General features: G+C 71.7%; 7 protein-coding genes. 5 read left to right on the top strand and 2 right to left on the bottom strand.

Going from position 1 to position 8,258, the window contains the following annotated elements:
- Window positions 1-59 precede the first annotated feature (59 nt).
- Window positions 60-1,451, top strand: coding sequence for a short-chain fatty acid transporter (locus tag M3E84_RS12040; RefSeq protein WP_024289466.1), 1,392 nt, complete (start codon window positions 60-62; stop codon window positions 1,449-1,451).
- A gap of 61 nt (window positions 1,452-1,512) precedes the next feature.
- Here M3E84_RS12040 and M3E84_RS12035 read toward each other — a convergent pair whose 3' ends face one another.
- Window positions 1,513-2,010 carry a GNAT family N-acetyltransferase gene (locus M3E84_RS12035; protein ID WP_024289465.1) on the bottom strand — a complete coding sequence of 166 codons (498 nt, stop codon included), beginning with the start codon at window positions 2,008-2,010 and terminating at the stop codon, window positions 1,513-1,515.
- Between the two features lie 320 nt (window positions 2,011-2,330).
- Entirely contained in the window at window positions 2,331-2,885 is a 555-nt protein-coding gene (locus M3E84_RS12030; protein WP_024289464.1) for a TetR family transcriptional regulator, read from the bottom strand.
- A 182-nt stretch (window positions 2,886-3,067) separates the two neighbouring features.
- Here M3E84_RS12030 and bioB point away from each other — a divergent pair, with 182 nt between their 5' ends.
- From bioB to bioD, 4 genes are all read left to right on the top strand, one after another.
- A complete protein-coding gene (gene bioB / locus M3E84_RS12025; RefSeq protein ID WP_024289463.1) occupies window positions 3,068-4,456 on the top strand; it encodes a biotin synthase BioB in 1,389 nt (462 codons plus the stop codon).
- 76 nt (window positions 4,457-4,532) lie between these two features.
- Entirely contained in the window at window positions 4,533-6,053 is a 1,521-nt protein-coding gene (locus M3E84_RS12020; RefSeq protein WP_259896482.1) for an aspartate aminotransferase family protein, read from the top strand.
- A complete protein-coding gene (locus M3E84_RS12015) occupies window positions 6,050-7,186 on the top strand; it encodes an aminotransferase class I/II-fold pyridoxal phosphate-dependent enzyme (RefSeq protein ID WP_024289461.1) in 1,137 nt (378 codons plus the stop codon). Before M3E84_RS12020 ends, M3E84_RS12015 begins: the two co-directional genes overlap by 4 nt.
- A gap of 93 nt (window positions 7,187-7,279) precedes the next feature.
- Window positions 7,280-8,104 (top strand): ATP-dependent dethiobiotin synthetase BioD, encoded by an 825-nt coding sequence (bioD, locus tag M3E84_RS12010; protein WP_137803218.1) that lies wholly within the window; start codon window positions 7,280-7,282, stop codon window positions 8,102-8,104.
- The last annotated feature ends 154 nt before the right edge of the window (window positions 8,105-8,258 follow it).

Here is an 8,258-nt window from a genome sequence, read left to right as displayed (position 1 = left end):
CCCGGCACGCGTCGTCGGCGCCTACCCGTCAACCCTCCTCAACGAAGAAGAGGCCCGCCATGAGCTCCCCCGACCGTTCCTCAACTCCTGCGGCGACCGCCGACCCCGTGCTTGCCCGGGCCATGAAGCCCGTGAACTACGTGGTGGAGCGGTTCATCCCCTCCGCGCTGATCTTCGCGATCGTCCTGACACTGGTGGTTGCGGTCATGGCACTGGTCCTGACCGACTCCGGCCCAGTGACCGTTGTCATGGGGTGGGGGACGGGACTTTCGGGGCTGCTGGAGTTCATGACCCAGATGGCGCTGGTGCTGCTGCTCGGCCACGCCCTGGCGAGCACTCGGCCGGTTCGGGCGCTTCTCGCACGGCTCGCCGGCATCCCGCGGTCGCCGCTTGCGGCCTACGTGTTCGTGTTCGTGATCGCTGCGGTGGCGTCACTGATCACATGGGGCTTCGGCCTGGTGGTCGGCGGTCTGCTCGCGCGCGAGGTCGCCGCCGGGTTCTCGCGCCGCAGCAGGCCGGTGAGCTTCCCCATGCTCGTGGCCTCCGGCTTCTCCGGCTTCGTGGTGTGGCACATGGGCTACTCGGGCTCGGGGCCGCTGACCGCGGCAACTCCCGGCTCGTTCATCGAGAAGCAGGTGGGCCACGTCATCCCCATCTCGCAGACCACGTTCTCGTGGTGGAACATCACGGCTACGGTGGCCACCGTGGTGCTCGTCGCCTTCGCCCTGTGGCTCGTGGCGCCTCGGGCCGTGCCCGCGAGTCACGCGGTGACCGCAGACGCGCTCGCCGAGTCCGACCAGCGCATTGCCACCCCCGAGGTGGAAGTGCCCGCCGACCGCCTCGACGCCTCACGCATCCCCACCCTGCTCGTGGGCCTCGCCCTGGTGGCCTACCTGGTCATCCACTTCACCGGCGGCACCGTGACCCTGAACATTGTGAACTGGATGTTCCTGGCGCTGATCTTCCTGCTCTCCCGCAACGCGTTCGAGGTCATGGCGCTCGTCAAGAACGCCGCCTCCAACGTGGGTGACATCCTGCTGCAGTTCCCGCTCTACGCCGGGATCATGGGCATCATGACGGCCAGCGGGCTCATCCAGGTGCTCTCGGACTCCATCGTGGAGGTCGCCTCCCCCCAGACCCTCGGCTTCCTGGCCTTCCTCTCCGCGGGTCTCGTGAACTTCTTCGTCCCCTCCGGCGGTGGACAGGTGGCCATCCAGGCGCCCATCCTCCTCGACGCCGCCGCCCGCCTGGGCGTGGACCCGTCCGTGATCATCATGTCCGTGGCGTACGGCGACCAGTGGACCAACATGATCCAGCCCTTCTGGGCCCTGCCCCTGCTGGCGATCGCCGGGCTGAAGATCCGGGACATCCTCGGCTACACCACCGTGGTGCTGGTGGTCTCCGGGGTGGTCTTCGGGGCGACCATGCTGATCGTGGGCGCGGGGGTCTGACGACGACGCCGCACGGTCCCGTGCCGCGCGTGGGTGGCGGGGAGCGACGTCGTCCGCGGTCTCACCGGACCATGCGGACCTCGCGCAGGTCCTCCAGCCCGGGATCGGTCAACGAGGCGCTGTCCGCCCGGAACCCGTTGCGCTCGTAGAAGCGGATGGCGCGTGGATTGGCCTCCGCGACCCACAGCTGCGCGGGCTCCCCGCCGAGAACGGCGTCGAGCAGGGCCTGTCCCGCGCCCGTGCCGTGGTGCTCGCGGAGCACATAGAGCAGGTGCAGGGCGTGCTCGCGGGCGGGGTCGTCTTCGCGGGGCTGCCCAGTGCCCGCGAAACCGATGATCGTCTCGCCCACCACGGCCACCCTAACCCGTACACGGCGGGACGGTTCTGCGAGCATCCGGGTCCACGTCTCCTCCCGACGGCGCAAGGCGTCGTCGTCGAAGAACCGCTCCGGCACGAGCCCGGTGTACGTTTCCCGCCACGACTGCGTGTGCACTCTCGCGATCCCCGGGGCGTCTTCGGGGACGGGTGTACGCACGGTGAAGGGGGTGCCGGTGGTCATGCAGACATTCTGGCCGCCGCCCGCACCGGCTGACACCCCCGGACGGCGGACCCGGCGGTGGAGAGGAGCGCGCACGCGTTCCCACCACCTGCAACAACGGAGCAAGTGCAGTTCCGGGGTCGCAGTTCTGCGTTTGCTCCGTAGTCGCAGGGGCGCCCCGTCTGGACCGGCGGCTTCAGCGAGAGCGGTGGCCCCGGCAGGCTCACTGAAGCCCCCTCCCGCCTCCTGCATTAACAGAGCAAGTGCGGTTTTGCGGCCGCAATTCGGCATCTGCTCAGTTGTTGCAGGGGTGCGGGCGGTGGAGGGGGGCGACGACGCCGCTACGCCAGGATCGCGCGCACGCCCGCCTCGAACTCGGCGGCCATCGTGGCGGTGGGGAGGTCCATCGACTCGCGGGTCTGCTGGGCGGTCACGGATCCCAGGGTGAAGCGGACCAGGGTGAGCGCGGCCGTCTCGGCCGGGGCGGGGTCCATGCCCGCGCGGGTCAGCGCCGCGGTGAGCAGGGGTGTGGGCTGCATGCCCGAGGGGTCCAGCGCGTGGGCCACGCTCACCACGTCCGCGCCGTCTCGCACGGCGAGCACCGCGGAACGGAACCGGGCGATGAGGAGGGTGGCGTCGTCGTCGGCGACTGCCGGGGAAGTGCCCGCGGGAGAGGCTCCTGTGGTGGGAGCGCCTGTGGAGGAGGTGCTCAGCGGGGCGACCATGCGCTGCGCGAGGACTGCCAGCAGCTCCTGCTTGTTCGCCACGTGCCAGTACAGGGCGCCGGGCTGCACGCCCAGCTCGCGGGCCAGGCGGCGCATCGAGAGGTCCCCGAGCCCGTAGGTCTGCAGGATGTGCCACGCGGCGTCCACCACCTGGCCGCGGTCCAGTGCCACGGTGTCCCTCCCTGCTCTCGTGCCCGGGTGCGGGCCACGCGGAAACTCTACCGAGCGTACGTGGGGTGGGAGCGACGTCGTCGTGACCAGGACAGCGGCGCGGCAGCGCCAGGCCGCGCGCCGCCTCTCGCAACGGCCGCCCGGGAAATTGACAATCCTGAACACCGTTCAATAATTGAACAATGTTCAAGAACCCTGCCGAGCTGGCCGAGCGCGTCCTCGCCGGCGACCCCGTGACCCCGGACGAAGCCCTCGAGCTGCTGCACACCGACGACCCCGGCATGCTGGACCTCGTGGCCGCCGCCGCCCGGCTGCGCCGCGAGCACTTCGGGATGACCGTGAAGGTGAACTACCTGGTCAACCTGAAGTCTGGGCTGTGCGCCGAGGACTGCGGCTACTGCTCCCAGCGCCTGAACGCCGGGACGGACATCCTCAAGTACTCGTGGCTGAGCCCCGAGAAGGCCGTGGAGCAGGCCGAGTACGGCATCCGCGGTGGCGCGAGCCGCGTGTGCCTCGTGGCGAGCGGCCGCGGCCCGTCCAACCGAGAGGTGGGCAACGTGACCCGCACCGTGGAGGCGCTCAAGGAGCAGCACCCGGACGTGGAGGTCTGCGCGTGCCTGGGCCTGCTCAAGGACGGCCAGGCGGAGACGCTGAGCGGCGCGGGCGTGGACGCCTACAATCACAACCTCAACACCGCCGAGTCCCACTACGAGTCCATCTGCTCCACCCATACCTACCAGGACCGCGTGGACACCGTGGAGCGCGCGAAGGACGCCGGGCTCTCGCCGTGCTCCGGGCTGATCGTGGGCATGCGGGAGACAGACGAGCAGCTCGTTGAGGCGCTCTTCGCGCTGCGGGAGCTGGGCTCGGACTCCGTGCCGGTGAACTTCCTCATGCCCTTCGACGGCACGCCCCTGGCAGGCACGTGGCAGCTGAGCCCGCAGAAGTGCCTGAAGATCCTCTCCGTGGTGCGCTTCGTGTGCCCGGATAAGGAGATCCGCATGGCCGGCGGCCGCGAGATGCACCTGCGCTCCCTGCAGCCCCTCGCCCTGCACGTGGTCAACTCCCTCTTCCTGGGCGACTACCTCACCTCCGAGGGGCAGGCGGCAAAGGCGGACCTGGACATGGTTGCCGACGCCGGATTCACCGTCCTCGGCGCGGGTCCGTTGAGGGAGCACGACGACACGGTGCCCGCCGACACCTCGAACGGTGCGGCACCCGAGCAGGCCGCGGCGGGCCAGGCAGGTTCGACGGGCCCCGCGACCACGCCCTGCGGGTCCACGTGCGGAACCGGTGGACCTGCCGGTTCCGATGCCGCCTCGGGCGGCCGTCCGGACCCCTCCGACCCGGTCTCTTCCGGTCAGGGCGACGACGCCGCGGTGCCCTCCGCCGCCCCGGGCCCGGTTCCGACCCCGCCAGCTGCCCCCGCCCCCGTGTCTGCGGCGCTCGCCGCCCTGCTGAGCTCGGGCGAGGGACCCGAGCGCGACGAGGACGACACCCGGGTGAGGATCGAGCTGAGCCCGACCGTGCGGCGTCGCGGTGCGGGGACCTCGGTGGCGCCGAATGCCTGACCCGGCACCGCAGATCACGCACGACACCGCGCCCGCCGAGAGCAGCGGGGAAGCTTCTTGCCCCACCGCGGGTGCCGTGGCAGATACGGCAGAACAGGGTGACGACGCCGCGCAGCCCACCCGCCTCGCCGCCCGTGACCGCGGGCTGCTGTGGCACCCCTACGCACCGCTGGACGGGCCCGCACCCCACGCGGTGCTGGCCGCGGAGGGCGTGACCCTGACCCTGGAGACCCCTGAGGGGGACCGGATCCGGGCGATCGACGGCATGGCCTCGTGGTGGTGCGCGGTGCACGGCTACCGCAACCCGGAGCTGGACCGCGCCGCCGTGGACCAGATCACCGAGTTCTCTCACGTGATGTTCGGCGGTCTCACGCACCGCCCGGCCGTGGAGCTGGCGGAGCTGCTGGTGGAGGTCACCCCGGCCGAGCTGCAGCACGTGTTCTTCGCGGACTCCGGCTCCGTGAGCGTGGAGGTCGCGCTGAAGCTCACCGTGCAGTACCAGGCGGCCCTCGGGCGGCCGGAGCGCCGTCGCATCCTGACCGTGCGCGGCGGCTACCACGGGGACACCACTGGCGCCATGAGCGTGTGCGACCCCGAGGGCGGAATGCACGCCGAATTCTCCGGGCTGGTGGCGGAGCAGCTGTTCGTGGCACCGCCTCCCGCGGCGCACCCCCGGCGTAGGTCCGGGTACGAGGATCCCGAGGGGTTGCGGTCCCCGGAGAACCTCGGTGCGGCGGCCTCGGACACCGCTGGTTTCGTGCCTTCCGGGGACACCGAAGGGCCAGGTGGGAGCGGCGCGCAGGGCGCGGGAGCGCCGTCGTCGTCCGGGGCCGTGGACTGGGACGCCGACGACGCCGCCGTTGAGGCGTGGATCGCGGACGTGCGCAACGTCGCCCGCGCCCACCGGGACGAGCTCGCCGGGATCATCGTGGAACCCGTGCTGCAGGGCGCGGGCGGGATGCGCACGTACGACCCGCGGTGCCTGCGGGTGCTGCGAGAGCTGGCGGACGAGCTGGACCTGGTGTTCATCGTGGATGAGATCGCCACGGGCTTCGGCCGCACCGGGAAGTGGTTCGCCAGTGAGTGGGCGGACGTGGTCCCGGACGTGATGTGCGTGGGCAAGGCGCTGACCGGCGGATACATGTCCCTGGCGGCGGTGCTCGTGTCCGAGGCCGTGGGAGCGGTCATCACGGCGTCGGAGCAGCGCGCGCTGATGCACGGGCCCACGTTCATGGCGAACCCGCTCGCGTGCGCCGTGGCCCTGCAGTCCGTGCGGATGCTGCGGGACTCCTGGTGGGCGAACGTCTCCCGGATCGAGGAGACCCTGCGGGAGATACTGCCCGTGGCGGCGGAGCTGCGCGTCGTGAAGGACGTGCGGGTCATCGGCGCCGTGGGGGTCGTGGAGTTCCACGAGGCCCCGGACCCGGAGCTGCTCACCCGCGCGGCTCTGGAACAGGGGGTGTGGTTCCGCCCGTTCGGACGCCTGCTCTACACCATGCCCCCGTACGTCTGCACGGACGAGGAGGTCCGCACCATCGCCTACGCCCTGCTGCGGGCCGCGCAGGAAGTGGAGCTGACGGGCGGGGGATGGGCATGACGGTCGGTCCCCTTGACGACTGGCTCCGCGCTCGCGGCGAGCAGCGCGCGGAGGCGGGACTGCGACGTCGGCTGCGGACGCCGCCCCGGGCGTGCGTGGACCTGGCCTCGAACGACTACCTGGGGCTCTCCCGGGACCCGCGCGTGGTGGCCGCCGCCCAGCACGCGCTGGGGGAGCACGGCACAGGCTCTCGGGCCTCCCGGCTGGTGACCGGAACCCTGGGGGTCCACGAGGTGCTGGAGCGCGAACTGTGCGAGCTCACTGACCAGCCCGTCGCGCTCGCGTTCTCCAGCGGGTACGCCGCGAACACCGGGGTGCTGACGGCGCTGGGGGACGCGGACACGCTGATCGTCTCGGACGCCCACGCGCACGCGTCCCTGGTGGACGGGGCACGGCTGTCCCAGTCGCCGGTGCGGATCGCGCGGCACGCGGACGTCGCGCACGTGGCGCAGCTGCTGGCGGAGCGCGCGGAGGCGCGCGCCGTCGTGGTCGTGGAGTCCGTGTACTCGGTGTGGGGCGACCACGCGCCGCTCGCGGAGCTGGCCGCGCTCTGCCGCGCCGAGAACGCGCTGCTGCTCGTGGACGAGGCGCACGGGATCGGGGTAGCGGGCGGCGGCCGGGGGCTCGTGCACGAGCTTGGTCTTGCGGGATCGCCGCACGTGGCCGTGACCATGACGCTGTCCAAGGCGCTCGGCGCGCAGGGCGGCGCGGTGCTCGGGTCCGAGGCGCTGCGCGAGCACCTGGTGAACACGGCGCGCCCGTTCATCTTCGACACCGCCCTCGCGCCCGCCTCTGCCGCTGCGGCCACGGAGGCCGCGCGGATCGTGCGGGCGCACCCCGAACTGGTGGAGACCCTGCACGAGCGGGCGCGGTTCGTGGCCTCCGCGCTGGGCACCCCGCCGGCCCGCGCGGCGGTGCAGTCCCTCCCGGTGGCCTCCGCGGAGTCGGCCGTGCGGGCAGCGGAGGTGATCCGTTCCCGGGGCGTGGTGGTGGGGTGCTTCCGCCCGCCCTCGGTCCCGGACGGCATCAGTCGCCTGCGCATCACGGCTCCCGCGGACATGGAACTACACGTTCTGGCCCGGGCGTTGGACACCGTCCGGGACGTGGTAGGGGACGAACCGCAGGGCGTGTGAGGGGCCGCTCACCCTGCGGAGGAACTGCCCGCCGCCGCGTCAGCCACGTCCAGCGCACGTGGCCGCACTGCTTTCACTCTGACAGGAGAGACCATGACCACCAATCCCCTGGGCGACCTCGTCGCCTCCCTGGGCCACGCCGTCGTCGTGACGGGAACCGACACGGACGTGGGCAAGACGTACGCCACGGCGGCGCTCACGGTCTCCGGGTGGAACGTGGGCCGGCGGCGGATCGCGGTCTACAAGCCGCAGCAGACCGGGATACGGGGCGGGGAACCGGGGGACGTTGACGACGTCGCCCGGCTGGCTCGCGCCGCCGGCGTGCCTTCCGAGGCACTCACCACCGCCGAGGGCCAGCGTCTCACCGAGCCGATGGCCCCGCCTCCCGCGGCGGCGATCGACGGGGTGGAGCTGCTCCCGCTCTCGGAGCACGTGATGAAAATTGTGGAATTACAAGAATCCCACGACCTCGTGATCGTGGAGGGCAGCGGGGGTGTGCTCGTGGAGCTGGACGGGGACCGGCGCACGATTGCGGACCTGGCAGTGGCGTTGCAGGAGGCTTGTGGGGAGCCAGGCGGGGCGGCCCAAACGGGCCGAGCGGCGGCCGAAACCAGCGGCCAGTTGAGTTCTCCCGAGACGTCCGAGCCCGTGAACGCGGTGGAACGTGACGGGGGGACGGTGAGCACTGTGCTGGTGGCGCGCCCGGACCTCGGGACGCTGAACCACACGCTGCTGAGTCTGGAGGCGCTGCTGCACCGCGGCGTCGAGGTGGCCGGGGTGGTGCTGGGCAGCTGGCCCGCCGACCCCGACCGCCTCGCGACCTCCAACAGGGAGTACCTCGCGGACCTGCCACCCGTCGCGGGCCGACGCGTTCCCCTCCTGGGCGCGGTTCCGCGTGGTTGGGGCGGGGCCGCATAGGAGCGGACGGGCGAAAAGAGGGGGACCGCCGTCGTCGTCCTAGCCACTCCGCCCACCCGAGCAGGCACCGGCTGCAAAAACTGAGCAAGTGCAGATCCGGGGCCCCAAAACTGCACTAACGGAGCAAACGCAGGCCCGGCGGCGCAGGTGTGCA

The sequence above is a fragment of the Kocuria sp. p3-SID1428 genome (assembly GCF_025149945.1).
Lineage (GTDB): Bacteria > Actinomycetota > Actinomycetes > Actinomycetales > Micrococcaceae > Kocuria.
This window is presented reverse-complemented; position numbering and strand designations above follow the sequence as displayed.

What these genes read in the sequence shown, in the direction of transcription:
- bioB (WP_024289463.1), top strand. Translation starts at nt 3,068, where the DNA reads ATGTTCAAGAACCCTGCCGAGCTGGCCGAGCGCGTCCTCGCCGGCGAC.
- M3E84_RS12040 (WP_024289466.1), top strand. Translation starts at nt 60, where the DNA reads ATGAGCTCCCCCGACCGTTCCTCAACTCCTGCGGCGACCGCCGACCCC.
- M3E84_RS12035 (WP_024289465.1), bottom strand. Translation starts at nt 2,010, where the DNA reads ATGACCACCGGCACCCCCTTCACCGTGCGTACACCCGTCCCCGAAGAC.
- bioD (WP_137803218.1), top strand. Translation starts at nt 7,280, where the DNA reads ATGACCACCAATCCCCTGGGCGACCTCGTCGCCTCCCTGGGCCACGCC.
- M3E84_RS12015 (WP_024289461.1), top strand. Translation starts at nt 6,050, where the DNA reads ATGACGGTCGGTCCCCTTGACGACTGGCTCCGCGCTCGCGGCGAGCAG.